The following is a 25,990-nucleotide window of genomic DNA, read 5'->3' as shown; positions in this document are numbered from 1 at the left end:
TGTTTATTAGGGAATTTGCCTGGCTTTTGACTGCCAGTTTGCAGAATCTTTTGGTTTTTTACGCCCTTATTATTAAATTATTGGACGCTTGTTTGAGATTACCGCATTCGTTAAGAAATGCAAATAATCAGTGGATATGGTGAGTACTTATTCAGGTGAATATAGGGCAAAAACCTTAACAAAAAACTTTATGCGTTAAGGTCTTCTTGGCTTTTTGGGGTGTCTTGTTCGATTCTTAACCAGTTGTCGAGTGTGTTCTCGAGTTCTTTGATGCCGGTCTTTTTAAGGGAGGAAAAAAGCTGCGCGCTGACGAGGTCGTCGACCTTGGCGTCTTTTAAATGTTTGCGTACTTTCAGCAGGGTATTTTGCGCCGGGCCTTTTTTGAGTTTGTCCGCTTTGGTCAGCAGGATGTGCACAGGCATTTCACCTTCGATCGCCCAATTCAACATCATGGTGTCGAATTCCTGCATAGGGTGGCGCACATCCATTAGCAAGATAAGCCCCTTCAAACACTGGCGTTCGGCGAGGTATTCCGAAAGATGTTTTTCCCACTCTTTTTTCATCGCCAGAGGGACTTTGGCGAAGCCGTAACCGGGCAGGTCGACCAAATGCTGGTTGTCGGACAGCGCGAAAAAGTTGATCAATTGGGTACGGCCAGGGGTTTTACTGGTACGGGCCAGCTTGTGATTCTGGCACAAGGTGTTAATGGCGCTGGATTTGCCCGCATTGGAGCGACCGGCAAAGGCGACCTCGGCTCCGCTGTCCGCTGGACATTGACGGATACTGGGGGCACTTTGGGTAAAAATAGCGTCGCTGTATTTGATCTGGGCCATATCCGGCTGCAAAACCCTCTATAAATAGTGTGTTATCAATGAGTTGTGTATATAATGTCGCGGCTTTGGCCTCGGTGAGGGGGCGCATTGTAGCCTGTCGTGTACAGGATACCAAGCGGCCGCCGATGATGGGGATGCCCCACAATCTGGTTCCAGTATGCATTGGTTCCAGGATTAACTTAGGCAAATTACGCACTGAGCGAGCTGGCCGTCTACAATAGGGTCTAGCCATGCCAATGCAGCAGGTTTATAAGTGATAGTCTCGCCTGAGAGGCGAAATCATAACCGGATTACGGATTAGCCAATGAAGAATCTATATAAATACGCCCTAGTATCCTTAGCAGCCCTGGCGACTGCCCCTTCCGCGATGGCGGCGGGCGATGCCGCAGCGGGTGAAGCAAAAACGGTCGTGTGTGCCGCTTGCCACGGTAAAGATGGCAACAGCGCTGCACCAAACTTCCCCAAGCTGGCTAATTTGGGTGAGAAATACCTGATCAAACAGATGCAGGATATTAAATCCGGTTCTCGTCCGGTATTGGAAATGACTGGCATGCTGGATGCCATGAACGATCAGGATCTGGCTGACATTGCTGCCTACTTCAGCAGCAAAAGCATGCAACTGAGCGGCGCCAAGGAAATCGACGTACAACTGCAGTCAGGTTTGCGTTCAGAAGATCCCATCGCCTTCGGTGCTAAAGTATATCGTGCTGGTAATGCCGAATCTGGCACTCCGGCGTGTACGGGTTGTCACTCCCCGCGCGGTCAGGGTAATGCGCCTGCCGGTTATCCTCGCTTGAGCGGTCAGCACGCCGATTACATTGAGAAGCAATTGAAAGCCTTCCGCAATGGTGATCGCGTCAACGATGGCGAGACCAAAATTATGCGCAGTGTTGCTCAATATATGACCGACGCTGAAATCAAAGCGGTTGCTAACTACATCGCTGGCTTGAACTAAGTCAGGGCAAAGCTTTAGAGAGGCGGCTTTTACAGCCGCCTTTTTTATGTCAGCTAGTGCGCCCAGGCTTTCAGTTTTTGTTAAGTCCTTGGAACTAGAATAAATTTAGCTGTCTAATGCTATCTACCACAGTTATGGAGAAGAAATATGCGTGCCATTATGGCTTTAGCTGCAATGCTGTTTTCCCTTACGGCTTTTGCCCAATATGAAGTAGGCAAGGATTACATTGAACTGGCGGTTCCCCTGAAAACCGGCAGCGACAAGATTCAGGTGGACGAGTATTTTTCGTACAGCTGTGGTCACTGTTACAAGTTTGAGCCTGTTATTGCCCAGTGGAAGAAAACCCTGGCCGACGATGTAGAACTGGTACAAACCCCTGTTGCCTGGCAGTTGGTTAATAAAGGCCAGCGCGGTTATGCGATGGTAGCGTTGGCAAAAGCTTTCTATACCGCCAAGGCTCTAAAGGTTTTGGATAAGGTTCATATGCCGATCTTCGATGGCATCTTTGTAGAGCAGAAAAACATGTCTGATGAAGACGAGCTGAAAGCTCTGTTTGAAAAGCATGGTGTTGATCCAAAGAAGTTCGAAAAGGTGTTTAATTCCTTTGGTGTAACTACACAGGTTCGCGTTGCTCATTCCCGTTCTCGCGGTGCCAAGATTTCTGGTACTCCCGAGATCGTTGTCGACGGTCGCTATGTGGTAAGTGCTCGTAAAGCGGGTGGTCAGGCTAATATGCTGAAGATCACCGACTTCCTGATTAATAAGATCCGTCAGGAAAAAACGGCCAAGTAACTGGCCGCGAGATAGAGCATTGTACAGAGGGCCCTTCGGGGCCTTCTTTCGTTTTAGAGCCTGCCCTAACAAGCCTCCTTTGCCGTTATTAATCTCGTCGTTTGCTCCCTCAATTTTCCTCCGTTTCAGCCGTTAGCAACTAATATCTATGCCTGAATTTCAGGGTACACCCCGGCTACGGCGAGCACATGACTAGCAGCGATCAGAACTGGAAAGAAAAATACCTCAATCTCATTGATTCCAATGAGCGTCAGAAAAAGCGCTTTGATGACCAGCAGGACAGCCTGAAAAAGGCCCTGGGCCGCTTAAGTGTTGCCGCGACAGGTCTGGATGAGGAGCTGGATAAGCGTCTGGACGATCTCAGGCGGCAGCTGCGCAGCTCTCAACCCAAGCCCTTGGGGCCATTGCTCAGTCGCCTGGACGCCAGCGTGGTAGCCTATGACAGCCGACGAGATCAACGAGCTGGTGTCAGCCTGGATGCGCTCAAAACGATAAGTGAGCAGTTACAAACTATCTCAAGGGATAAGGCGGCGGATAAAGGCCTGAAGCGCTTTCGCCGGGAGCTGAAATCCCGGGTTGAGCAACAATATCAGTACTCGGTGATGCTGAAAGAGTTGGCCGATTTACAAAGCCAGGTGATCGACAGCGTCGCGCTCGGGCCATCGGGCTTCTGGGATAAGCTCAAAAACAAGCGCCAGGTTATTCCCCTCAATGAGTCTCAAGAAGGTGATGAAAGTGAAGCTGGAGTAGAGCCTGCCGCGCAGAGCCCGGAGACGGTCCCCGAGGACTCATTGCCCTCGCTGGATCAGGAACAGCCTTTGGAGCTGGCGGAATCCGAATCGGAAATGGTTTTCGATTCTGGGGCCTCCAATCCACCCAGGGATCAACCCAGTGAGGAAATCGAAGGGCAGTTTCTAAGCCGGGTTGAAATTGAAGCCGAGATGGAAGCCAGTCTGGATCGCCCCCGTAAAGAGCCGGCTTTCAGTCGCATATCCAATCACATCACCCGGGTACTCAATGAGTTGCTGGAAGGTTTGCAGCCCGAAGCCTGCGTTGCGGCTCAGGCATTGCGGGCCCAAAATCGTATTGCCCGGGGGTTGAATTGGTACGAACTGGTACCGACGCTCGAAGATATTCGGGATCTCATTATGCAGGCCTTTCTGGCAGCGGAATTGAATTTCCAAAATTATCTGCAACAGCTCAACAGTGAGTTGGCCCTGGTGGGCGAATCTCTGGGGGTGGCGCTGGAGGTGCAAGAACAGCAAAGTGATGCTGAGGTGGTTTTACAGAAAACCCTGAATGCTGAAATTGATGTACTCGAACAAACCGTGCAGACCGCTGACAATGTTGATGAACTCAAAACCATGCTCAGTGGAAATATTGCGACCTTGCGATCGGCGGTTGCCCAGCACGGGGAGTCCAGCCAGAGCGGTGGCTTATTGGAAGAAATGAAAAATCTGCTGACCCGGGTTCAGGATATGGAAGAAGAGGCGAAGCAGCAAGAACAGGCATTACAAGAAGAGCGCGAGCGTGCCCAAAGCGATTCTCTGACGGGCCTGCCCAATCGGGAAGCGTATCTCTTGCGGGCGGAACAAGAGATTGAGCGTTGTCGTCGTTACGGCCATGGTCTGGTATTAGCAGTTTGTGATATCGATCATTTTAAATCGTTTAACGATAACTATGGCCACCAAGTGGGTGACCGAGTTTTGAAGCTGGTCGCGCGGGCAATCAGCCAGAGGCTGCGTCAGGTGGATTTTATGGCGCGCTACGGCGGTGAAGAGTTCGTGGTGTTGCTACCGGAAACCGATGAAGACGGTGCGCTTAAGTTGCTGGATGAGGTGCGTGGCATGATCGCGGAAGCGCCGTTGCGTTTTCGCGATGAGCCTGTGCGGTTAACGGTGTCTTTCGGCCTTTCGGCGTTTCGAGAAGACGATGATCTGAGCGCGGTTTTCTCCCGGGCTGATAAAGCCCTCTATCAAGCCAAAAATGACGGTCGCAACAAATGTTGCGTCTTTAGTCAAAGCTAAGCTAAAAACTGTCATTTCTTTTCGGTATGGTGTGCGCTAATAAAAAATAATAAGCAATTACTGGAAGCGAATATGATCAGTTTTAAATCTCGCCTTGCGGTTATCACCGGGGCTGGTTCGGGTATTGGTCGGGCTCTGGCCTTGGCGCTCGCCAAAGAAGGCGCTTCATTGGCCTTGGCGGATATCAATGAAGAAAGTGTTGCGGCGGTCGCCAAAGAGGCCGAAGCGGCAGGTGCCCCAGCCGCCAGGCACTGGACCTTGGATGTTGTTGATGAAAATGCCTGGCGGCGTTTTGCAGATGAGGTCGAGCAAGAGCTGGGGATGGCGGATCTATTGTTTAATAATGCCGGTATTGCACGTATGGGGCGTTTCGAACATACCGAGTCCCAGGCATTTCAAAAAGTGGTAGATGTGAATTTCTGGGGTGTGGTTTATGGAACGCGAGCTTTTCTGCCCCAGTTAAAATTGCGCCAGGGCGTGTTCATCAACATCTCCAGTCTGTTCGGTTTAATTGGTGTACCCGGGAATACTCACTACTGTGCGAGTAAGTTTGCCGTGCGTGGTTTTAATGAATCCATTCGCCAGGAGTTTGCCGAGTTTGGTGTGCATGTCGCCAGTGTGCACCCAGGTGGCGTACACACCAATATTGCCAATAGTGCAGAATTCGATGAAGGTGAAGAAGACCGTGAGGCCTTGTTGAAACGCAGCAATGAAAAGTTTTTGGTGATGCCGCCCGAGAAAGCGGCGAGCATCATTTTAAGCGGTGTTCGCAAGCGTAAACACCGTATTCTTGTTGGCAACGATGCCAAGTTGTTGTCTTTTGTACAGCGCTTGCTGCCGGCTTCCTATCCAAAAATTATGAAGCGCTTTCTCGGCGGTGAAGAAGGGCCTCAGCTTGATCCGGGGCCGGTTCAAGCGCGTATGGAATCCCCCTCATTGCGTTCACGTTTTTTCAGTTGGACGATTCGCAAAAACTTCAAAGGAAAGTTTGCCGATACTTCTAAGCCTTGGGATTCGGACAAAATCAGAGCGGCCGTAGAAAAAGCCAGCCGCTCGAAGTCGATGCCAAACGTGGTTTGCGAAGATATCAATCTTGATGGAGAAGAGGGTAAGGCCGGTGTCAAAGGCCAATGGCAACGCCCTGCCTCAGGGTCCAATAGCCACACGATTTTGTATTTACACGGTGGCGGCTATGTGTTCTGTTCTGTTCGCACCCATGCCAATATGACCCGGGCATGGGCGGAACAAGCCGACGCCCAGTTATTCAGCGTCGATTATCGTCTGGCTCCGGAAAACCCTTATCCGGCGGCGCTTGAAGATGCGTTGGCTGCTTATGAGTATTTACTGGATCAAGGTATCGATGCGAATTCAATTGTCGTCGCTGGTGATTCAGCGGGTGGTGGATTGAGTACGGCCTTGTTGCTCAAGATAAAGGAGCGTGGCTTGGCCATGCCTGCGGGTGCACTCTTGTTGTCACCCTGGGTGGATTTGGCTGGCACGGGTGCCAGCTTGGAAGCCAATACGGATTCCTGCGCATTCTTTACCGGGGATATGATTCGGCGTGCCGCCGAACACTATGTGGCTGACGATGATGAAAAGAATCCGTTCATTTCTCCACTCTATGGTGATTTGGAGGGGCTGCCTCCAATTCGTATCTATGTTGGCAATACTGAGGTTTTGGAAGACGATTCCCTGCGGCTATTTGATAAGGCTCGAGAACACGGCGTTGATGCCGAACTCAGGGTCTGGAATGACCAGCCCCATGTTTGGCCGGTGTTCTATCCGTTCTTCCCCGAAGCCAAGCTAACCGTCGCGGAAATGGCAGAATTCAGTCAGCGGGTAACGTCCCTTGATGAGGGTGTTAATGTGAGCAGCGACAAGGGCAGTGAGGCCTAGCATTATGGCAAACGTATTTATTACCGGCGCATCCTCGGGTTTGGGTTGGTACATGGCTTTGGAGTTTGCCCGACGCGGTCACTCATTGGCTTTGTCCGCCCGCCGATTGGAAAAATTGCAAGCGCTGGCCGAGCAGATTCGAACGGAATCCCAGGTTGATGTCTTTGTTTATGAGCTGGATGTACGTGACGAAGATGCTCAAAAGCAGGTTCTTGAAAAAGCTCAAGCAGACTTGCAGGGACTGGATATCATCATTGCCAATGCGGGTATTGGCGAGAGTGCACCAATCGGCAAAGGCGACTTTGCGAGTACCCGCGCCACCATTGAGGTGAACGTGATTGCGGCGATGGCGACTCTGCATCACGGGGTTGAATTGTTACGCGGGCAGGGTTCCGGTCAACTGGTGACCATCAGCTCGGTAGCGGGAGAGCGCGGTATGCCGGGGGCGGCTGATTACTGCGCTTCCAAAGCGGCCATCACCTCTTACACGGAGAGCCTGCGTTTGGAATGTCTCAATGAAAATATCGATGTGACATTGCTGAAACCTGGCTATATCGATACCCCGATTAACCAAGGGGCGGCCAGTCGCCCTTTCCTTGTTGGGCCAGAGGTGGGTGCGAGGGCGCTGGTGGAGGCAATTGAGTCCAGAAAGTCACGCAGCTACATCCCTAACTGGCCCTGGTGTGTGGTTGCTCGCTTGCTGAAATGGCTGCCTGGACGGCTGTTGGCAAGGAGTGTTTAATCGCTCAACACTTCACACCGTTGGGTGCGGGATTTGATCCGCTGGGAAGGCGGTGAAGAATCCAGTGAACTTTTCAACAATATCCCACCTAAGAGCTATTGTGTGAGACCCCTTTAAAGGCGACTTTGGGGGTGTCACGCATGCGATACATTTAGGGTATACTCTCGCCCTTTGACCTATCGTCCAGAGAATGGCCCTGAAAGGCCGCAAAAATACAGCACACAGTGAGCTTAAGCCGGCTTCTGTGTAGTAAGAAGCGACACTATATATGAAAAAGCAAGTTTCATTACTGGCGGCGTCAATAATCGCCCTGAGCGGTTGTGCCCATAATGATGAGAAAGAAAACCAGTTTTCCTTTGATCGCATTCTTCAATCAGACGATCCCTATGTAGCGGCGGAAGCCCCTAAGGTCGAAGTCAAAGACGACAAGGTGCGTAAAGCCACCGATACCATCTACAAGGGCAATGATCGCCAGCTTAATTTGCCAAAAGCCCGCCCGGCCATTCGCCTGGACGGTGATGCGGTTCAAATGAACTTTGAGGGCGCTCCTCTGGCGGATGTGGTCCATGCTATTTTGGGGGATACCCTAAAGCTGGACTACGTGGTTGAGCACCCCATTAAAGGCAAGATCACTCTGCGTACCCGCAGCCCGATTCCCCGTGATCAGTTGCTGGAAGTGCTGGAATCCCTGTTACATGCCAATGGTGTGCTGATGGTGCGAGACCCGAATGACCGCTATTTCGTGTCGTCTTCGAAGGCACTGAAAACCATGGTGCCCCAGTTTGAAAGCCCTTCCAGTAAAGGTGCGGGTTTTTCAACAACCATTATTCCGTTGCAACATATCGGCGCTGCCGAAATGGCCGATATTCTTCGCCCTGTGGCTGGTGATACCGCTTTTGTTCGCATCGATGTGGCCCGCAATATTCTGATTATGGCGGGTACCCGTGTTCAGATGTCGGGCTGGATGGACATTATCAATGCCTTTGATATCGACACGCTTAAAGGTATGTCCGTAGGCGTTTTCCCGATTGAATACGCCGAGCCTGAAGAGATTGAGGCTGCGATTACTCAAATTATAGAGAGCAACGGTGAAGAAGCCAGCATGGCCTCCAAAGTGGTGAAGTTAATTCCATTGGAGCGTTTGGGCAGCTTATTGGTGATTACACCCAGAGCGAGCTTGCTGGAGCAGGTAAAAACCTGGATCAAGCGTCTCGATATTGTTCCGGACAGCGGTGCTGAGCCGCAGTTGTATGTCTATCCGGTTCAAAACGGTAATGCCAGCCATATTGCTGATTTATTGGGCCAACTGTTTGGTGGCGGCTCTGGAAGCAGTTCCAGTCGTTCCGGTGTCGCACCAGGTATGAAGCGCCAGTCAGTTACCGATTCTGCAAACAAAAGCAGTACGTCTTCTTCTACAAGCAAGAAATCCACAAGCTCGAAAAAAGGCGGTGGCAGTTCAAGCGTTTCCATTGAAGGGGATGTGAAAGTTGTTGCGGATGAAGACAATAATGCCTTACTGATCTATGCCACCAGCAAACAATATCGCAAGATTGAGCAGGCTATGAAGAAGCTGGATGTGTCGCCTGCTCAAATCATGATTGAAGCGAGCATTATTGAGGTTACCCTGAACGATACCTTGGAGTATGGTCTGGAGTGGTCTTTCAGGGGCGGCTTCGGTGGTGGTGATCAAGGCCTTGGTGCATTAGCGAATACAAGAAATGCCCCAGCCGCTGCTCGTCCTGGCTTTTCTTATTCATTGGTAAATTCCGCGGGTAATATTCAGGCCATTTTGAATGCGCTCGCAACCGATTCTTTGCTCAATGTAATTTCTACACCTTCAGTAATGGTGCTGGATAACAATGAAGCAAAAATCAAAGTGGGTAGTCAAACACCGGTAGAGGTTGGCAGTTCCACAACGTCCACGGGAATCGTGACGAATAACATTGAGTTTAAAGACACCGGTGTGGATTTGGAGGTAACGCCTTCGGTTAATGCGGGTGGCATGGTGACGCTTGATGTTCTTCAAAAGGTGTCCGATGTTGGTACCGTGGATGAAGTCTCCGGCCAAAGAACCTTTCAGACCCGGGAAATTCAAACGCGAATTGCCATTCGCTCTGGTGAGTCTGCTGTTTTGGGCGGCTTGATTCGCGAAAATAAAACCAATGGCTCCAGCGGTGTTCCGGGCTTGCACAGTCTCCCGGTCGTGGGTGCTTTATTTGGCAAAAAGAGCACAACTTCAGTGAAAACGGAGTTGCTGGTCATCCTTACCCCAAGGGTATTATTTAATGAGCAGGATATGCGTGATATCAGCCGCGAAATGCGTTCTAGAATCAGCGATTTAAGCCTGCTTGAAGGCAAATACTAAACATTGATTTGTAGGTGAAAAGTGATCGATATTAAAAAAGCTGCTCTTTTAGTAGCTGTTGCCGCGAGCAGCGGTTGTGCAGGGTTAATGCAAGACAACCGTGCCCCCGAAGAAATTGTTGCTGAGCGTGCTCAGGAACGTTACGACGGTTTGATGCAGAAGAATATGGAAGGCCTGAAAGAAGCCTTTAAGTTCACCACGCCGTCGTTCAGACAATACACGACGCCTGAACAGTACAATGCCCGTGTAGCTGGCCGTGGTATGTGGAACGCCGCCAAAGTAAATAAGGTAAGCTGCGAAGAAGATGTGTGCGATGTTGTGATTGACGTTACTTATACCTCGCCGCAGATGGGCTTGCCGATTACCCGTCCACTCGATGAAAAGTGGATCCGTATTGAAGATAAATGGTGGGTTTACCACAAGTAAGTCATGGCAGCACAAAAAATGATTAAGAAAAGCTTGAAAGTATTGGCAATGCTCTCCGTATCCAGCATGGCCTTTGGTGGTAACGTTCTTACCGCTGGTGATATTGTTGTAACGGATGATGACGTTAAGTACTTTATTGAACAGGGTATTCCAGCGGACAAACGCAAAGAGGCCTTAGCCGATAAAGATATCTACCGTCAGATTGCTGAAAATCTGTTCTTGACCAAAAAGTTGGCGTCCCTGGCGAATAATGATAAATCGATCGACGTTAAACGCATTCGCTGGGTTGGAGAGTACCAAACCGACAATGAACTGAAAGAATCGGTATTGGCCAAGGTTGTTGAAGCCTCGCTCGAAGGTGTTAATTTCGATTCCATGGCAAAAGACATTTATGAAAAAGAAAAATCGTCATTTATGTCTGAAGAAAAGAATCGTGTTTCGCACATCCTGGTCAGCAACAAATTAAAGAGTGAAGAAGAAGCGCTTGAATTGGCAAAAAGCCTGAAGGTACGCGCGGACAAAGGGGAAGATTTTGGCAAGCTGGCCAAGGAGTTTTCTGATGACCCTTCCGCCAAGTTTAATTCCGGCGACGTTGGTTTCTTTGGTGCCGGAAAAATGGTTCCTGAATTTGAAGCGGCGGCCAAGAAAATGGATAAGCCTGGCCAAATCAGTGATCTGGTAAAGACACAATTTGGTTACCACATCATAAAGTTCACGGCTCGCCTGGATCCAATACAAAAACCTTTCGAGGAAGTTAAGCCGTTGATTATTCCAGAGCTCAAGCAACGTCTTGCTGCAAAATTCCAACAAGACTTTATCCAGTCTGTGCTTAGCGGAAGTAAATTGGAATTTGATGAGAAATCTCTGAAATCTTTGCAATCCAGCTTCGACTCTCAGTAATATCGCGTGTCACTCTGAATGAGCGGAACAGAAAATAGCAATACCGAAACGGTATTGCAGGTGCAAAACCTTAGCAAAACGTTTCCAATTTACGACAATCCCGCTCGCCGCCTGATGGAGCTGATGCTTCCATGGGCGGCTTCCTCCCCGAAACAATATCAAGCGCTGGATGACATTTCCTTTTCCCTCAAAAAAGGGGAAACGGTGGGTATTGTGGGCCAAAATGGTGCCGGAAAATCAACCCTGTTGCAGTGTATCTGCAACACCTTGACGCCGAGTTCTGGTGATATTCACTGCAAGGGAAAGATTGCCGCATTGCTTGAATTGGGTGCCGGTTTCAATCCGGAATTTACCGGTCGGGAAAACATTTATCTAAATGGTTCCATCTATGGCCTGACGAATGAGCAAATGGAAGAGCGTTTCGACAGCATCTGCGCGTTTGCGGATATTGGAGAGTTTATTGAGCAACCGGTCAAAACCTACTCTTCCGGTATGTTTGTGCGCTTGGCTTTCGCGGTTATTGTCCATGTTGACGCGGATATCCTGATTATCGATGAAGCCCTGGCGGTTGGTGATGCCTTGTTTTCCCAGAAATGCATGCGTTTTCTCGAGGATTTCAAAGAGAATGGTTCCATACTGTTTGTGAGTCACGATTCCAGCGCGGTGACCCGGCTTTGTGATCGGGCAATCTGGCTGGAAAAGGGCAAGCTGCGATGTGAAGGTACGGCGAAGGAAGTCACCGAAGGCTATCTTGAGCACATCTACGCAAAACAGCAGGATATTTCCATTAGTACGTTCCAGTCCCCGCCTGAAGAGCCAATGGCTGAACACGTGCCGGAGTTTGAGTACTGGCACGATGGCCGACAGGATTTCCTGGCAGGCTCCTCTTTGAGAAACGACATCAAGCTGCAACCTTTTGATACAACAAGTTCATCGTTTGGAACTGGAAAAGCTGAGATAATCGACGTTTTTCTAAGAAATGAGGACGGAAAGAAGCTATCGTATGCTGTTGGCGGAGAAAAAGCCGTGGTAGAGATACGTTTCCGGGCCTTGGAAGAGCTGCAGAGTGTCATTGTTGGCTTTTTGTTCAAGACCATTCAGGGGCAAGTGTTGTTCGGGGATAACAGCTACCTCAGTTTGAAAAATAATCCGGTAGTGGTTAAAGCGGGGCAGGTTTACAAAGCTCAGTTTGCAATTAGCTTGCCTTATCTGGTCTCAGCGGAATACGTAATGTCCGCCGGCGTTGCCAGCGGGACCCAGGATGAGCATGTTCAGCATTGCTGGTGTCACGACGCTTTGGTCATGAATGTACTCAGTGATCACATGGTGCACGGCCTGATAGGGCTGCATATGTCCTATTGCCATATTAAACCCGTATAGCCTCACAGTGGCTGTACAGATTCCAATCAGAAAACGTAAGTATGCTAGCATTTTGGACCCACAGATCCTTGATCTACGGATTGAGCAAGCGCGAAGTCTTGGCCAGATATAAAGGATCCTGGTTGGGTATGTTGTGGAGTTTGATTACTCCGGTTTTATTGCTGTTGGTGTATATGTTTGTGTTCGGTGTGATCTTTCAGGCACGCTGGCCGCAATCGAATGGCGTTGACGAGAACTTTGCGGCCTTATTGTTCAGTGGCATTGTGATCTATATGTATTTCTCCGAACAGCTAACCGGTTCGCCAACTTTAATTTTGCGACACAGTAATTTTGTGAAAAAGGTGGTATTCCCATTGGATGCGCTGGCTTGGGTTTCGGTGTTTTCATCCCTGTTTCACTTTTTGTTGTCATTGCTCGTCTTATTGGTATTCGTGGCGATCTGGGGTGGGGGCTTAACGGTCAGTCTGTTTGCGATGATCCCGTTAACGGTGATTCTCAGTGTTCAGCTGGTAGCGTTGGTGTGGTTTGTGTCTGCCTTGGGTGTTTTTGTTCGGGATACGGTCTATGTGGCGACGTTTTTATCGACAGCACTGTTTTTTCTCAGTCCCATATTTTATCCCATTGACGCTGTGCCTGATGCCTTTGCCAGAGTCATGGAGGCCAATCCCTTGAGCTTCTATATCGAGGCAACCCGAACCATTGTGGTATTGGGCGAATGGCCTGATTGGTTCGCGTTGGCGAAAGCTAGCGGATTAGCACTGCTGAGTTATATTCTTGCTTTTCTGTTTTTTAATCGCGTAAAGCGCGGCTTTGCTGATGTCATGTAACGGGCGGCCTGGAATGGAAGAAACTGATAAAAACATCGTATTGGTCGTCTCGGAATCAAAACGACAGCCTGGTGGATTGGTGCGGGGTGTTGAACTGCATTATATGGATTATGCGTTTAGCGATGAGCCCTCAACTAATGGTTTGAGTGCCTGGGTCGATGGCGATCTCATAAAAGTCAAAAATGATTGTGAGGGTTTTGCGGGTGTTTATCGCCAACAGGCCCTAAACCGTTTATTTGCGCAGCAGATATTGAACCTCAAGCCAAGTCGAGTTCTGGTAATTGGTGTTAACGGCGCCAGTATTGATTTGCTGCGTGTCGCAACACTGATGGGTGTTGCTGCGGATGTACTGATTGACAACAACTCTGCCCCTCAATCACTGTTGCCTGCTGAGAATCAATGGCTCGGCGCCTGCTTGCAAAGTGCTGCAAGAGCTTATGTCGCCAGCGATGAATTGATAGAGTTGTGGCAGAACCATTGTGAATCAGAACTCTTAGTATGGGGCGAAAGCTGGGCAGAGGAAAACTTTAGCCGTGGTCGTTTTTCCTTTGATTACAGTATTTATGAATTCTGCTTGCGAGATCATCCGCTATTAATGGCCATGCAGCAGTTCGACGTTCGTCATTTTGAACATTGTGAGCAGGTTCTCGATCTCGGTTGTGGTGCAGGCTTATTTCTGCAGTTACTTACAGAACAGGGCATTTCTGCCCATGGCGTAGAGCGCGATAGCATTGTCGCTGAATATGGTCGCGCCGCTGGTTTGGATATTATCTGTGATGATGCCCTGAAATACTTGGAAAAGAATAAACGGGCTGTTGACGGGATTTACTGTTCCCATTTCGTTGAGCACTTGCCGATTGAATTGGTTGAATCGTTGATTGAACACATTGCCACTCGTTTGAACAGGGGGGGTGTTGCGGTACTCACTTTCCCGGATCCGGAATCCATCCGTTCCCAGTTGTTGGGTTTCTGGCGTGATCCCGAGCACGTTCGCTTTTACCATCCCGAGTTGATCACAACCATTGCTTCAGTACATGGCCTCGCCTGTGAATGGAGCAGTTATGATGAGCAGCCTCATCAGGTATATCCGTTTCCCGAAACCCCTGATGTTATCGAGATTCATGAGCCAAAGCACATCGAGGCGGCCCCTGAATCCTGGTGGCAGAAACTGCTTTCTCACCTGGGGATTGCAAGTCGGGCGGACCTTCAACATATTGAACAACTTAAATCCTCACTGGATAAGCAGCAACAAGCGCTTGTGCAATTAAAAGAACGAACTGAAAAACTCTGGCAGATTAATCAAACCTGGGCCTGGAATGACAATGTTACCCTTCGGTTCCGAAAGCGGTAGTGCTGAGCTATGAATGAAGCGCTTAGGTGTACGGTCGATGTTATTATCCCGGTTTATCGAGGGTTTGATGAAACCGTCGCTTGTGTAGAAGCTGCAAAACAAGGTCTAAGCCTATCCAATGCCAATATCATTCTTGTTGATGACTGCTCACCGGAGCCTGAGATTTCAGCTTACCTTAAAGAGCAGTCTGTACTTGACCGCATTCATTTAATCGTCAATGAAGAAAATCTGGGCTTTGTGGCGAGTGTGAATAAAGCCATGGCGTTCAGTCGTGACGATGTTGTGTTGCTCAATAGCGATGCCATTGTGAGTAACGATTGGCTTCAACGTCTGCAAGCGGCGGCCTACAAGTCCGGAACCACTGCAACTGCGACCCCACTGTCCAATAACGCGACCATCTGTTCCGTGCCTTCTATCGCAAGTCTATATGAGGATGGCATATTAAGTCTGGCGGAAGTTGATCGTTTGGCCGCCGATGTAAACAGTGGAATGACCGTTGATATTCCTACAGCGGTTGGCTTTTGCATGTACATCAAACGCTCAGCACTGGAACACGTCGGGTATTTTGATGAAGAACACTTCGGCAGAGGTTATGGCGAAGAAAATGATTTTTGCATGCGTTGTATGGCTTCGGGCTTGAAGCATGTGATGGCCATGGATGTCTTTGTGCATCATGAAGGCGAAGTCAGCTTTTCCAGTGAGTCCGAAGAAAGAAAACAAAAAGCCGAGCAAATATTACTTTCTTTGCACCCCACTTACACAGATTTGTTAAAGGATTATCTGGCAAAGAACGAAGCTGAACGTTATCAGCTAAAGCTGCTGACGGAAGCTCAATGGCAATCACTCTATAAAAATCTATCCGCTGAAAAATCGGTATTGCATATTTTAGGGCTGGACGGTGGTGGCAGTTTTAAGTATGTGCAATCCCTTGTGGAAGAAAGCCGGGAGCGAGTAAAACATTTCGCACTGCTTATCGATGAGCAACACTGTTACCTTCAGGATTTGAACAGTTTTGTGTTCTACAATCTGAGTGCCTTTTCGGCGAAAGAAAATCTGGCGGATTTGTTATTTGAAAAGCTGGCTTTCAACAATGTTCACCTTCATCGGTTCAGCCCAAGAATTCTCGATGTGTTCAGCCCGGTGGATTTCAGCCGCATTGGTTTATACATCACCTACCATGATATTAGTTTTCTAAAATCGGATATTTTCTCCGACATCAACAACATCGACTTCAAGCAGATCGAGGACCATCGTTCCCAGGAGTGGATTGATGCCTGTGAGCCATTCAGGCAGTCGGCAAAATTGATATTTTTCCCCAGTGAATATTTAAAAACCTTGTATGCCAGGGTTTTTGCCGATGCAGATAATGGTTATGTATTTTGTCCCGATCGGGCTTTAACCCCAAAGCCGCTCAATGCAGAAGAGGCTGAAGAGATTGAGCGCCTGCTTGATCAGGCCTTCGACACCGAGAAAAAAACCATAGCGGTCGTGGGTGCATTGGGTAAGCATAAAGGTTTTGATTATTTTGAAGCACTTAGAGAACTCACTACCGGTGAGAATGGGGGTTTCAATTGGCTGCACATTGGTTACTCAGATAAAATCAGTGGTCAGAGTGTGCAGCCTAACTATATTGTCACCGGTGCCTATGAGGCAGAGTCTTTACCGGCGTTGTTGTCACATTATCAGGTGGACATTGTCTATTTCCCACTCGGTGTGCCTGAGTCATACTGTTATGCTTTGTCAGATGTATTGGCATCACCGTTGCCGGTGCTTGTTCATGGCCTGGGTGCTTTGGAAGAGCGAGTAGAAAAATTGTATGGCAGGGCACATATTTTGCCCGCTGAGGCTAGTTGCGACGAAGTGGCGGACTATCTTCTCAATTTTGTACCATCTGAAAGAAAAAATGCCCCAAAAAATCACAATTCGAAGGTTCTCGACGTGTATATTGAGGAACTGCAAATGAGCAGCCCAAACGCTCCAAGCCCGGAAGATTTTCACGCCTTACAGGAACATATGCAGCAATACAGCGTCGACCAGCTTCCGTATCGCACAGAGCTGCGCAGATTGTCGGAAGTTGAATCCTATCTGGAAGGTCAGCTGATGATTGCCCAAAAGGAAATTGATTCATTGGATCGATTGGCAGAGGAACGCAAGCATTGGGCCGAGTCGATCGAGAAAAACCATAAACAATGGCAGGAAAAGCTGGAAGGGGATCTGGCGTCACAGGAAAAAATGATTGGCGAACTCGTTGAGACCAAAGCCATTCTTGATCGCAGAGAAGTTGAGCTTCAAAATGAGATTGCTGCTAAAACAGAAGCTTTGGAGATAACGGCTGCGGAGCTTCATCGAGCGCAATTTTCCCTGAAACACATACTGACAAATCTGAAATCCTATTTGATTCGATATATTAAAGAGAGACTAAAGTTGTGAGCATCGGAACGCTAGATATATTTCTAGTTATTTTTCATCCGAAAGTAGAAGATCTGAATGAGATTTTCGAGTCCCTGCTGCACCAGAAAGTGCATGGGTTTGATGGAATTAATATTAATATATGGGACAACTCGATTAATCATGAACATGTTGCCGGACTAACTGAACTGGAAGCTCAGTACGGTGACAAGTTTGCCAGCTTTGATTGGGAAAAGAGCCCTGATAATCTGGGCTTTGGGCGCTCGAATAATCGGCTGGCTGACAGAACATCCGCTCCCTGGATTTTCCTGTTGAATCAGGATGCCATTCCAGAGAGTGATACTTTGGCAGAATTATCGGAAAGAATCGAACAGTCCGAAGACAGCGTTGTTGCCTGGGAATGTCGGCAGATACCGTTTGAGCATCCCAAAGCTTATAACCCCTCGAGTCTTGAAACCGAGTGGAACTCCGGTGCAGCGGTGGTTTATCGTCGTGCGGCTTATGAAGATGTGGGAGGTTTTGATGAAAACTTTTTTATGTACGCCGAAGATGTGGATATCTCCTGGCGCTTGCGAGCCAAAGGCTATACCTTAAATTATGTTCCTCGTGCATCGGTGTTTCATGATACCTATTCCGAGGCAGGTGCCGTTAAACCTTTGCAGGTGATTGAAGGTACCTTGAACAATCTGTTTATGCGTGCCAAATACGGTAGCTGGTCCGATATACGTGCTGGCGTGTTAGGTGTGATCAATGAAGCCCGACGTCCTGCGAGCTTTCCGGGACGACGTCTGCACATGGCCTTGCTCGTGCCCAGGTTTTTAAAGCGCCTATGGTCAGTACGCCGCGCCAATGCGGAATATCGGAAGGGCTTTAAAGCGAGCTTCCCGGGCTGGGATTATTCCCAACACCGTGATGGTGCTTTTTTTGAATTTAAACGCGCCGATGAACAGGGTGAACAACCCCTGGTTAGTATCGTCGTGAGAACTCATAAGCGCCCCGAGTTTCTTCGGGAAGCGCTACTCAGCCTGGTGAACCAAAGTTATAACAATCTAGAAATTGTTGTGGTTGAAGACGGTGAGGATAATGCCCGCAGTTTGATTGAAGAAGAGTTTTCTCAAGCGAACATAAAGTACCATGCCACCGGTGAGTGTGTTGGTCGATCGGCAGCGGGAAATCTGGGGCTGGAAATGGCCAGCGGTGACTGGTTGGGTTTCCTGGATGATGACGATCAGTTCTTCTGTGACCACATTGAAGTCATGATTCAGTCTGCGCTTGAGCATAAAATGAAGGGGGTGTACGGAACGGCCTGGGAAGTCACTACTGATGTTGCTTCCGTGGCTCCGCTTGCCTATCAGGAGTACAATAGCAAAACCGTTTATCGCCAGCCTTTCTGCCGTCCGTTGATGTGGCGACAAAATTATCTGCCCATTCAAACTGTGCTCTTTCACCGAGAAGTGTACGAACGCTGGGGCGGCTTTGAAGTTGATATGGATCAGCTTGAAGATTGGAACTTGTGGACCAAATACACCTTTGAGCATGACTTTGTCATGGTTGACAAGACCACCTCAAAGTATCGTGTTCCTCACTGCCCGCAAACTTCTTTGGATAGGCAAGAGAAGCTGGATGAGGCCTATCAACAGGCACTGGAAAAACAGAAAATCCTGCGTCTGGATTTGAGTCCGAAAGAGTTCTTTGTCCTGGCCGATTCAGTGGCTCAAGCCCAGGCTGCTGCTGCCTGGAATCCGTCTCTCGGCCTTCGAGTTAAACACTTTGTAAAACAAAAGCTGAAGCGTCTGGTGTAAGGGTTGATGAGTGTTTCACCAGAGCTTGCTGCTGAAGAGAAGTTGCTGTCGGTCATCGTCAGCTACAACCCCGATCTCGTCGAACTCGAAAAGCTGATTGCCTTATTGGCTGAGCAAAGTGATGTTTGCCTGGTGGATAACGGCTCGAGTAATTCCGACCAGCTCAAAGAGCAGTTTGATTCCAGGCTTGCTTTCTTTATGCCCCAGGAAGCCAACATTGGTTTGGCTGCCGCATTGAATCTGGGCATTCAATGCGCCCGGGAAAATACCTACAAAGCCGTTTTGCTGTTTGATCAGGATAGTGTGCCCGTGGGTGATTTCGTCGGGAATATGGATGCCTGTTATGAAGCGGTTAAGGCAAATACTCAGCTGGATTGCGCGCTTATTGGTCCCAGATTAATACACCCGGATACCCAAAAAGCCACTCGGTTTAAGCAATTCAAATGGCCTTTCAATAAAAATGATGAGGAACTGGCGGATGTACCGGGGGTGTATTACAGCGATTTTGTGATCACATCGGGCAGCTACATTCCGCTTTCCAGCATTCACAAAGTAGGCCTGATGAAAGAAGAATACTTTATCGACAACATTGATCTGGAATGGTGCTTTAGGGCGTTGTCCAGAAATATGTCGGTACTGGGCTGCGATGGCGCGCAGCTTAGGCATTCCATTGGTGAAGAGCAGACAAACCCCCTGTTCAGAGCCTTGGGCTTAAAACAGCATAAGCCCAAACGCAGTTACTACACGACAAGAAATCGTTTGGATCTATATCGACAGAATTACGCCCCCAGCGCCTGGAAGGTTAGGGATTTTTTGCGTTTTATCATCAAGACCGCTCTTCAGCTTTTGCTGAGTAAGGACCGAAGAGCGTTGTGGCATTACATTTCCCTGGCGATTCGCGGTAAGCCCGTAGCGGATCTTTAAATCGTTTGTGTCAGCTGGAAAAAGTGCGCCTGACCAAGGTGTTCCAGGTAGTGTTTGCTTATATAACTGCGATAGTCCTCCAGATTACCGTTTCCAGGAACAAACTCTTTGTCATCCTTGGTGTACAAGCCTTTAATAAAAATCTTGCGCGAGTTTAGTGGAGATCGCTTTTCCAGATCGAACAGCAGTTTACCTTCAGGAGTTTCCAATATCATATTGAAAGGGGTGTTCTGTATCCCCGCAGCGGCACTGATGGCAAAACCATGTCTTAAGGTCGGATCCAGCAGGGAGGTGCCATCGCTGACGAAAGGTGTGTATTTATTTAAACCAACCGCATCAAGCAGTGTCGGCATAATATCAATCTGCGAAGCAACACCCGGGCGCTTGCCTGGATCTTGTTGAGGAACCTTCAGGATTAAAGGGATGCTCAGATCTTCTGCAAACAAGGATTTTCCGTGCATCAGGAAATTGTGTTCCATAAACTGTTGGCCGTGATCGCCAACGGCAACCACGATGGAATCTTTATATTGACCATGGGCTTTTAAAGCACTGATCACTTGGCCAAGCAAATGATCAGTAAAGTGGATCGAGTTCTTGTACCGATTGACGATCATCTTACGATTATTGATAGAAAAATCCCGTGCGGTATTCAGCGATATCGCCGACACTGGCTTTCCGGCATAAGGCTGAAACTTGTCCGGGAAGTTTTCCGGCCAGGTATAGGGATAGTGTGTTGAATCGTAAAAGATAATGTTCAAGGTAGGTTGATCTGCTTGCTTTTGAGCAATGGCAGATTTCAGGTCTTCGGTGACACGAATGTCCCTTTCCGGTGCCGAAAGAGATGAAACCGGTGTTAGATAGTCATAAACCTTTTCCTGTTCACCGAACATAATTCGCTTTGAATCGAGATAATTCAGATCTTTAGCGCTGTGTACATTGATGGTATAGCCGGCGTTTTTAAAGAGTTGCAAGGCGCCCGAGCCGAGTACATTCCGGGTGTTCCTGTAGGACTCCCAATGTAAGGGGAATTGGGAGTTTACAATGGAGTACCAGCCATAATGAGTGGCATTGCCATCCGAAATGGAAGAGCTGTACTCAATTGCATCTTGCCGCAGTTTCTCCAAATTAGGCGTCACCGTTTGATTGGTTACATCATGTCGAACGGATTCTAAAATGAACAGATAGATGTCACGTTTTTTAGCGGCTTCTACTTTCTCTGTAGTTGTCCAACGAGATTGATCATTTTTTACCTTGATTTCCAATGAAAAAAGATAAGATTTGGCTTCATGAAATTTGGGGTATAACGGTAGCTCTTGTTGTTCTACGGAAAAGAGTTTGGAGGATTTAATTTGATCGCTGTATTTCTGTTCGACAAGCAGCCCTGCAAGAATGGCCAGACAGGCGATCAACATCATGCCATTTTTAATATTGATGGGTTTTGATCGGGTGTAGTTAACACTCAGTAGACTGATCAAATAGGTTCCGATAATGGCCGCAAGCAGGAGCAGCGGATAGATAATCAATTCAATGCTGGTCAGCTTGGTGAACTTCAGGTTTCTGAAGAAATTACCCACGCCACCATCCAGAAGCATGCCGATACCGTGGGAAATGTGCATGCCATTGATTCGGTATAGCAGTGCGTCAGCAAGATAGGCAATAGAAGACAACAGTACAAGGGTCAGCAGGAGTGTGTGCAAACGTTTGTAGTGCTTAGTCAGGCTGCATACGATAACGCTCAGCAATAGAAGCGCAATTACTCTGAATTCTGCGGCAAAGAAGGCGGAAAGGGCACCGTGGGAATAACTTTGGTATATGTGTTTAATAAATAACACATTGGCGGCGCTGGCGATCAGGAAGCTACTGAAAATAATTATGTAGTTGAATTCCGATGATCGCTTGACGACAGTAATGCTGTTTTTACCCAGTGCTTTGACGAAATTGTCGGCGTACTCTCCCAGACGATATCGAATAGACTCGATGCTCATTGCTGTATTGGCAAACAGTACCCATACGGAAATTAACAGTCTCAATAAGATATAACTGATCAAAGAAAAGAAGAAGATGGCAAGCCCATAGGAGGCCATGTCCACTTCCCGAAAGCTTTGTATGTTATTGAGTATTTGCACATGGGGGTCATTCGCGGAGGCTTCTAACTCCAAACCCTGTTCGCTTAACGTTAAGGACTTAATGGCATTCAGGGCTTGCAAGTGCTCTGTGTTAATGGTTTCCAGATCAATATCTATCCAGCGAAAGGTTCTTATTTTAACGCTTTTAACGATCACCTTGCCCGGTCCGGCGGTAAAGTCGAAGCGCAGTTTGTCGGGTTTGCCGGCGCAAGGAATTTTTCCGTAGTACTTGTAAAGATTATGACCGACGGAAGTCTCCTTACTATAGGGAAATACTACATGGTATTGCCCGCTGTATACCGCGCCAGATCGGCAGAAGAATTGTGCAGGGCCTTGCCCTTCCTGGTGTTCTACAATGAATTCATATTTGATCGGGCGTTCCTGATGCAAGTAATAATAGGAACAGACAAAGCCCAATATCAGGGCGATAAAGGTGGTGCTATAGCTAGGTTTCATCAGTTTTTCCAAAGAGTGGCCTCGCGCTTGTTGCAAGGCATGCCGTTCCCATTTGCAGCAGGGTACTTCCGTTAATTGAAGTCTATTCGAATAACTATGTGCTTTACTATGACGAAGTTTTTAAAATCTGAAATAGCTTGGGCACAATTATTTTTCTGAGTTACCACGTATAAACCTCGGTATTTGATCTACGGCCCGGTGTCGGGCGTGAGTAGTTCCTATGACTTCATGCCCATTAAATTCCGAAGTTCTTTGATAGAAAGGCGTTCTTTCGGGCTGAGGGTTTTAACCGTATTTATTTTTCCGGGTTTGCCACCGCTCAAACAAAATGAGCCTTTAGGAGCCTTTTCACTCGATGATGGCATATTCTTGCAGCTGTCAATCCATAGGAAGTGAGAACCGGGCGGTATTTCCGATATATGGTCTACAAAAGATTGGTGTCCGGCTGAACGGTCGAATTGAAATCTCGCGATGGTTCTAAGATTGGGCTTCACCTCAATCAACACCGGTATTTTTAAGTCTCGATTGGCAAAGGAAATGTGTCCCCCTGGCAAATCAATGGTGGCGTGCCCATACAGTTGTGGAAATTCCCAAAACTCAAGGAAGTCATCACGCCAGCTTGGTAATTTTTTATTGAGGCTTTGCGCGGTTTTCAGTTTTGTATCAAAAAGATTTTTTCCCAAACCCATATTCGCTTCATAACCTACCGCAGACAGAAGAGTGGGAGCGATATCGAGCGGTGAGCCCTCGGTGTTAATTATTTGCCCTTTTTGCTCAGGATCAATAATCATCAGGAAGTTTTTCCTGGGTTTCTGCTTGAGTGTATCCCAAGCCAGATTTTTGAGAGCCAGATGATCAGAGGCTAAGACAATGACGGTGTTCTTATCTTTATCGAGAGCCCGGATGGACTCGATGAAGTCAGACAGCAGTGCGTCGGTACAATGGACGGCGTTCAGCATTGCGTTGCTGCCATCCCGATAGCGCATATCGCGACAGCTTTTGGATATATGCCCTTTGGGATGGTGGGTGTCCAGGGTGAGTGCAAACAGACCAAAAGGTTTGTTTTGGTCTTGCAATTGTTGGAATTCTTCCCTGACCAGAGTCAGTAGCTGGTCATCATAAAGGCCCCAGGCTGATGTGTTCTTACTGATGGTTTCGTCTTTCTTAAAGTGATTCAAGCCTTTGATGGTGCTGAAACCGTGGTTTTTCAAGAACTTTCCCTTACCGGCAAACTTCAGTTGAGCGCCACCCATAAAGTTGAGTTGGTAGCCTTCCTTGCTGAGCAAATCACCCAGGCAAGTCGCTCCAGGTAAAAATTCCGGCATTCCGGACATAGAATTTCCGTGAGAAGGCGTGACCAGTGAAATGCCACATTGGCTGGCAGCGATTCCGGCAATTGTCCAGCCCGTGCCATAGACCTGGTGGATATTGGTGAATAAAGAGGATTCGGCACTCAGGGCTTTGAGTTTCGGCATCAAATCAGGAAAAAGCGTTTCATCAAAATAGTTTTGCTCGAGGCTTTCGGCGTAAATATAGACAATGTTCTTTGTATGATTGCGGCTCGCTGAAAGTTCAGGCTTCTGATAATACTGGTGAAAATCCGATGCCGCCGGGGCGGTATCCAGGCCGGAGACGCGGTACAAATCCAGGCTGGCGGGATTGCACAATAGCGCTGCGAATAAACTGGCGGGCATCAGGGTAACAACGGTTTTGGAGGCTTCAGGCTTTCGACCAAAAAAGAAGGCATAGATGAGCAAGCCCACGATCGCCGCCAAACCCAGAGAACTGACAAGGATCAGGCGGCTGTATTCACCGAAACCGGCCCCGCCAAGGCCATATTGCATATGGTAAACGGTGGCCTCATCGATGCCGTTTCCGCTGAAGTAGTCCGCCACAAAAAACGTGCAGCTTAATATCACCCACAGCATGGCGAGCAAAAAGCAGGCAATTCGAGTTTTCTTATTGAGCGTAAATCGGATGCTGAGTCCGAGGGCTATAACAAACAGGAGTACAGAGGTAATCAATATAAAGCTGGGCATTAAGGAGAAATCCGCGAATAATCCTTGCGTAATCAGTGGTTAAGCAATTGTCATACATATGAAACATATATCAAGTACTCAAATGAGTTATATGTGGTTTTGCCAGCCTGTTCTCATCGCCCTATAATCCCTTTCACGGTCATAAAAGGTACATATCATGCGCTGGAGCGACATTGGCAATGAGACTTGTTCGGTATCCCGAGCCCTGTCGGTGGTGGGCGATCGTTGGAGTTTGCTGATTATCCGCAGTGCATTTCTCAAAGCCCGTCGTTTCTCGGATTTCCAGTCTGATATAGGCCTGACCAAGCATCGTTTGTCTGATCGCTTGAATAAACTGGTTGAGCAGGGGGTGTTTGAGAAAGTCCTGTACCAGGAAAAACCGCCTCGTTACGAATACCTGCTGACCGAAAAAGGTCTGGATCTATACCCCATTATGTTGGCTCTGGTTCAGTGGGGTGACCGCTGGATGGCCGGCGAGAAAGGTGCGCCGATTGAATATGTGCACAAATCCTGTGGCCAGCGCATTAAACCCACCTATTTCTGTCCGGATTGCAAAGAGCCTATTCGTCCCCAGGATATGAAACCTGTAGCCGGCCCGGCTTTGTCTGATCTGGATCTGGACGAGCTGCGCCCCGGCATCCGCGCGCTGAAGACGTCTCGATAAACATAGCCAAACTTCCGCATTCGGCATACTCCTCCATTGATGGTTGCAAAATGGAACCCTTTGTTTGATGATTATGCCTCCATCATATAAGTGGCAGATGATGTCTGGGCATTAGCTGGGCAGAGCGAGGTGAAGAGCATGGCTGAGAAAACGACTGAAAAACGGGAAGTGGCCTTGGTGGTCGGAGCGGGGGATGCTATTGGCAGCGCGATTGCCCGACGTTTCTCCCAAGAAGGGTATGTGATTGTTGCCGTGCGCCGCAATGGTGATCGCCTGCAGGGCCTCGTGGAAGAGATCGAGGCGGCAGGGGGTGAAGCTCATGGTTGGTCAGTGGATGCTCGCGATGAAGAAGCGATAGTAGAATTGTTTGCTCGCATCGAATCCGAAGTGGGCCCACTGTCAGTGGTCGTCTTCAATGTGGGGGCCAATGTACCCATGAAGATTCTGGATACCAGCAGCCGTAAATTTTCCAAAATCTGGGAAATGGCCTGCTTTGCGGGATTTTTGACCGGGCGCGAAGCCGCTAAAACCCTCCTTCCCCGAGGTAAAGGCAGCATCATTTTTACGGGAGCCACGGCCAGTGTTCGAGGCGCTGCCGGCTTCGCTGCTTTTGCCAGCGCCAAGCACGGGCTGCGTGCCTTGGCTCAGAGTATGGCTCGCGAGCTGGCCCCGCAAAATATCCATGTTGCTCATGTGGTAATTGATGCGGCGGTGGATACGGCCTGGATACGCGAGAATTTTCTGGTGCACAAATCCGATCGACATGACGATGATATCGTCAAACCCGAGTCTATTGCCGAGGCTTATGTTCAACTGCATCGCCAGCCACGAGATGCCTGGACCTTTGAGATGGACCTGCGCCCCTGGGTGGAAACCTGGTAACGGAGCGGCTATCAAATTCGGCTGCAAGGCCCTGGCTGAGTCAATCAGGCCCTTTTCTTGGTCGATTGTATGTTGTTCTTTTCTTCGAGGCTCAGTAAAGTGAGCTTCGTCGCTCTACAGTAGCTGTCGTTATAAAAATACACATCCGTATAGAAAGCGCCAAAAGTACAGAAAGCACCAAGACTTTCATAAGG

General features: G+C 48.5%; 19 protein-coding genes. 16 read left to right on the top strand and 3 right to left on the bottom strand.

All coding sequences use genetic code 11. The annotated features are described in order from the left end of the window. Positions 1-188: 188 nt before the first annotated feature. A complete protein-coding gene (yihA, locus tag G8768_RS01960) occupies positions 189-833 on the bottom strand; it encodes a ribosome biogenesis GTP-binding protein YihA/YsxC (protein ID WP_166852203.1) in 645 nt (214 codons plus the stop codon). Between the two features lie 304 nt (positions 834-1,137). Between yihA and G8768_RS01955 the strand changes: the two genes are divergently transcribed. From G8768_RS01955 to G8768_RS01890, 14 genes are all read left to right on the top strand, one after another. Further along, the gene (locus G8768_RS01955) at positions 1,138-1,788 is read left to right on the top strand and encodes a c-type cytochrome (RefSeq protein WP_166852206.1); all 651 of its coding nucleotides are present in this window, start codon (positions 1,138-1,140) and stop codon (positions 1,786-1,788) included. A gap of 147 nt (positions 1,789-1,935) precedes the next feature. Continuing rightward, positions 1,936-2,580: a thiol:disulfide interchange protein DsbA/DsbL gene (locus tag G8768_RS01950; RefSeq protein WP_166852209.1), complete on the top strand. Its 645-nt coding sequence runs from the start codon at positions 1,936-1,938 to the stop codon at positions 2,578-2,580. A gap of 188 nt (positions 2,581-2,768) precedes the next feature. Continuing rightward, on the top strand, positions 2,769-4,607 hold the full coding sequence (locus G8768_RS01945) for a GGDEF domain-containing protein (protein ID WP_166852212.1): 1,839 nt from the start codon (positions 2,769-2,771) through the stop codon (positions 4,605-4,607). Between the two features lie 72 nt (positions 4,608-4,679). Continuing rightward, on the top strand, positions 4,680-6,503 hold the full coding sequence (locus tag G8768_RS01940; protein ID WP_166852215.1) for an SDR family NAD(P)-dependent oxidoreductase: 1,824 nt from the start codon (positions 4,680-4,682) through the stop codon (positions 6,501-6,503). Between the two features lie 4 nt (positions 6,504-6,507). After that, positions 6,508-7,245 carry an SDR family oxidoreductase gene (locus G8768_RS01935; protein ID WP_166852218.1) on the top strand — a complete coding sequence of 246 codons (738 nt, stop codon included), beginning with the start codon at positions 6,508-6,510 and terminating at the stop codon, positions 7,243-7,245. Between the two features lie 268 nt (positions 7,246-7,513). Further along, positions 7,514-9,610 carry a type II secretion system secretin GspD gene (gene gspD, locus G8768_RS01930; protein WP_166852221.1) on the top strand — a complete coding sequence of 699 codons (2,097 nt, stop codon included), beginning with the start codon at positions 7,514-7,516 and terminating at the stop codon, positions 9,608-9,610. 21 nt (positions 9,611-9,631) lie between these two features. Next, positions 9,632-10,036, top strand: a complete 405-nt coding sequence (locus G8768_RS01925; protein ID WP_166852224.1) for a hypothetical protein — start codon at positions 9,632-9,634, stop codon at positions 10,034-10,036. A gap of 3 nt (positions 10,037-10,039) precedes the next feature. After that, positions 10,040-10,936: a peptidylprolyl isomerase gene (locus G8768_RS01920; protein WP_166852227.1), complete on the top strand. Its 897-nt coding sequence runs from the start codon at positions 10,040-10,042 to the stop codon at positions 10,934-10,936. A gap of 18 nt (positions 10,937-10,954) precedes the next feature. Further along, on the top strand, positions 10,955-12,316 hold the full coding sequence (locus G8768_RS01915; protein WP_166852230.1) for an ABC transporter ATP-binding protein: 1,362 nt from the start codon (positions 10,955-10,957) through the stop codon (positions 12,314-12,316). Positions 12,317-12,357: 41 nt separating this feature from the next. After that, the gene (locus tag G8768_RS01910; protein ID WP_221450530.1) at positions 12,358-13,143 is read left to right on the top strand and encodes an ABC transporter permease; all 786 of its coding nucleotides are present in this window, start codon (positions 12,358-12,360) and stop codon (positions 13,141-13,143) included. Between the two features lie 13 nt (positions 13,144-13,156). Then, positions 13,157-14,494 carry a class I SAM-dependent methyltransferase gene (locus G8768_RS01905; protein ID WP_166852236.1) on the top strand — a complete coding sequence of 446 codons (1,338 nt, stop codon included), beginning with the start codon at positions 13,157-13,159 and terminating at the stop codon, positions 14,492-14,494. A 9-nt stretch (positions 14,495-14,503) separates the two neighbouring features. Next, complete coding sequence (locus G8768_RS01900; RefSeq protein ID WP_166852239.1) at positions 14,504-16,924, top strand: glycosyltransferase; 2,421 nt, start codon at positions 14,504-14,506, stop codon at positions 16,922-16,924. Then, positions 16,921-18,705 carry a glycosyltransferase gene (locus G8768_RS01895; RefSeq protein WP_166852242.1) on the top strand — a complete coding sequence of 595 codons (1,785 nt, stop codon included), beginning with the start codon at positions 16,921-16,923 and terminating at the stop codon, positions 18,703-18,705. The genes G8768_RS01900 and G8768_RS01895 overlap by 4 nt, the downstream gene beginning before the upstream one ends. Positions 18,706-18,711: 6 nt before the next feature. Next, complete coding sequence (locus G8768_RS01890) at positions 18,712-19,629, top strand: glycosyltransferase family 2 protein (RefSeq protein WP_166852245.1); 918 nt, start codon at positions 18,712-18,714, stop codon at positions 19,627-19,629. Here the strand turns inward: G8768_RS01890 and G8768_RS01885 are convergent. Next, positions 19,626-22,211, bottom strand: coding sequence for a sulfatase-like hydrolase/transferase (locus G8768_RS01885; RefSeq protein WP_166852250.1), 2,586 nt, complete (start codon positions 22,209-22,211; stop codon positions 19,626-19,628). The two genes, G8768_RS01890 and G8768_RS01885, sit on opposite strands and share 4 nt — an antisense overlap. A gap of 218 nt (positions 22,212-22,429) precedes the next feature. After that, positions 22,430-24,250, bottom strand: coding sequence for a sulfatase-like hydrolase/transferase (locus G8768_RS01880; RefSeq protein WP_166852253.1), 1,821 nt, complete (start codon positions 24,248-24,250; stop codon positions 22,430-22,432). Between the two features lie 157 nt (positions 24,251-24,407). Here G8768_RS01880 and G8768_RS01875 point away from each other — a divergent pair, with 157 nt between their 5' ends. Continuing rightward, the gene (locus G8768_RS01875; protein ID WP_166852256.1) at positions 24,408-24,914 is read left to right on the top strand and encodes a winged helix-turn-helix transcriptional regulator; all 507 of its coding nucleotides are present in this window, start codon (positions 24,408-24,410) and stop codon (positions 24,912-24,914) included. A 138-nt stretch (positions 24,915-25,052) separates the two neighbouring features. Further along, a complete protein-coding gene (locus tag G8768_RS01870; protein WP_166852259.1) occupies positions 25,053-25,796 on the top strand; it encodes an SDR family NAD(P)-dependent oxidoreductase in 744 nt (247 codons plus the stop codon). Positions 25,797-25,990 lie beyond the last annotated feature (194 nt).

The sequence above is a fragment of the Pseudoteredinibacter isoporae genome (assembly GCF_011602085.1).
In the GTDB taxonomy this organism is placed as follows: domain Bacteria; phylum Pseudomonadota; class Gammaproteobacteria; order Pseudomonadales; family Cellvibrionaceae; genus Pseudoteredinibacter; species Pseudoteredinibacter isoporae.
Note: the sequence above shows the minus strand (reverse complement) of the source record. Positions and strands in the feature narration are given on the sequence as shown.

Bases quoted from the DNA above. Each gene is read 5' to 3' on its own strand.
- yihA (WP_166852203.1), bottom strand. From the start codon at position 833: ATGGCCCAGATCAAATACAGCGACGCTATTTTTACCCAAAGTGCCCCC.
- G8768_RS01955 (WP_166852206.1), top strand. From the start codon at position 1,138: ATGAAGAATCTATATAAATACGCCCTAGTATCCTTAGCAGCCCTGGCG.
- G8768_RS01950 (WP_166852209.1), top strand. From the start codon at position 1,936: ATGCGTGCCATTATGGCTTTAGCTGCAATGCTGTTTTCCCTTACGGCT.
- G8768_RS01945 (WP_166852212.1), top strand. From the start codon at position 2,769: ATGACTAGCAGCGATCAGAACTGGAAAGAAAAATACCTCAATCTCATT.
- G8768_RS01940 (WP_166852215.1), top strand. From the start codon at position 4,680: ATGATCAGTTTTAAATCTCGCCTTGCGGTTATCACCGGGGCTGGTTCG.
- G8768_RS01935 (WP_166852218.1), top strand. From the start codon at position 6,508: ATGGCAAACGTATTTATTACCGGCGCATCCTCGGGTTTGGGTTGGTAC.
- gspD (WP_166852221.1), top strand. From the start codon at position 7,514: ATGAAAAAGCAAGTTTCATTACTGGCGGCGTCAATAATCGCCCTGAGC.
- G8768_RS01920 (WP_166852227.1), top strand. From the start codon at position 10,040: ATGGCAGCACAAAAAATGATTAAGAAAAGCTTGAAAGTATTGGCAATG.
- G8768_RS01915 (WP_166852230.1), top strand. From the start codon at position 10,955: ATGAGCGGAACAGAAAATAGCAATACCGAAACGGTATTGCAGGTGCAA.
- G8768_RS01910 (WP_221450530.1), top strand. From the start codon at position 12,358: ATGCTAGCATTTTGGACCCACAGATCCTTGATCTACGGATTGAGCAAG.
- G8768_RS01905 (WP_166852236.1), top strand. From the start codon at position 13,157: ATGGAAGAAACTGATAAAAACATCGTATTGGTCGTCTCGGAATCAAAA.
- G8768_RS01900 (WP_166852239.1), top strand. From the start codon at position 14,504: ATGAATGAAGCGCTTAGGTGTACGGTCGATGTTATTATCCCGGTTTAT.
- G8768_RS01890 (WP_166852245.1), top strand. From the start codon at position 18,712: ATGAGTGTTTCACCAGAGCTTGCTGCTGAAGAGAAGTTGCTGTCGGTC.
- G8768_RS01885 (WP_166852250.1), bottom strand. From the start codon at position 22,211: ATGAAACCTAGCTATAGCACCACCTTTATCGCCCTGATATTGGGCTTT.
- G8768_RS01880 (WP_166852253.1), bottom strand. From the start codon at position 24,250: ATGCCCAGCTTTATATTGATTACCTCTGTACTCCTGTTTGTTATAGCC.
- G8768_RS01875 (WP_166852256.1), top strand. From the start codon at position 24,408: ATGCGCTGGAGCGACATTGGCAATGAGACTTGTTCGGTATCCCGAGCC.
- G8768_RS01870 (WP_166852259.1), top strand. From the start codon at position 25,053: ATGGCTGAGAAAACGACTGAAAAACGGGAAGTGGCCTTGGTGGTCGGA.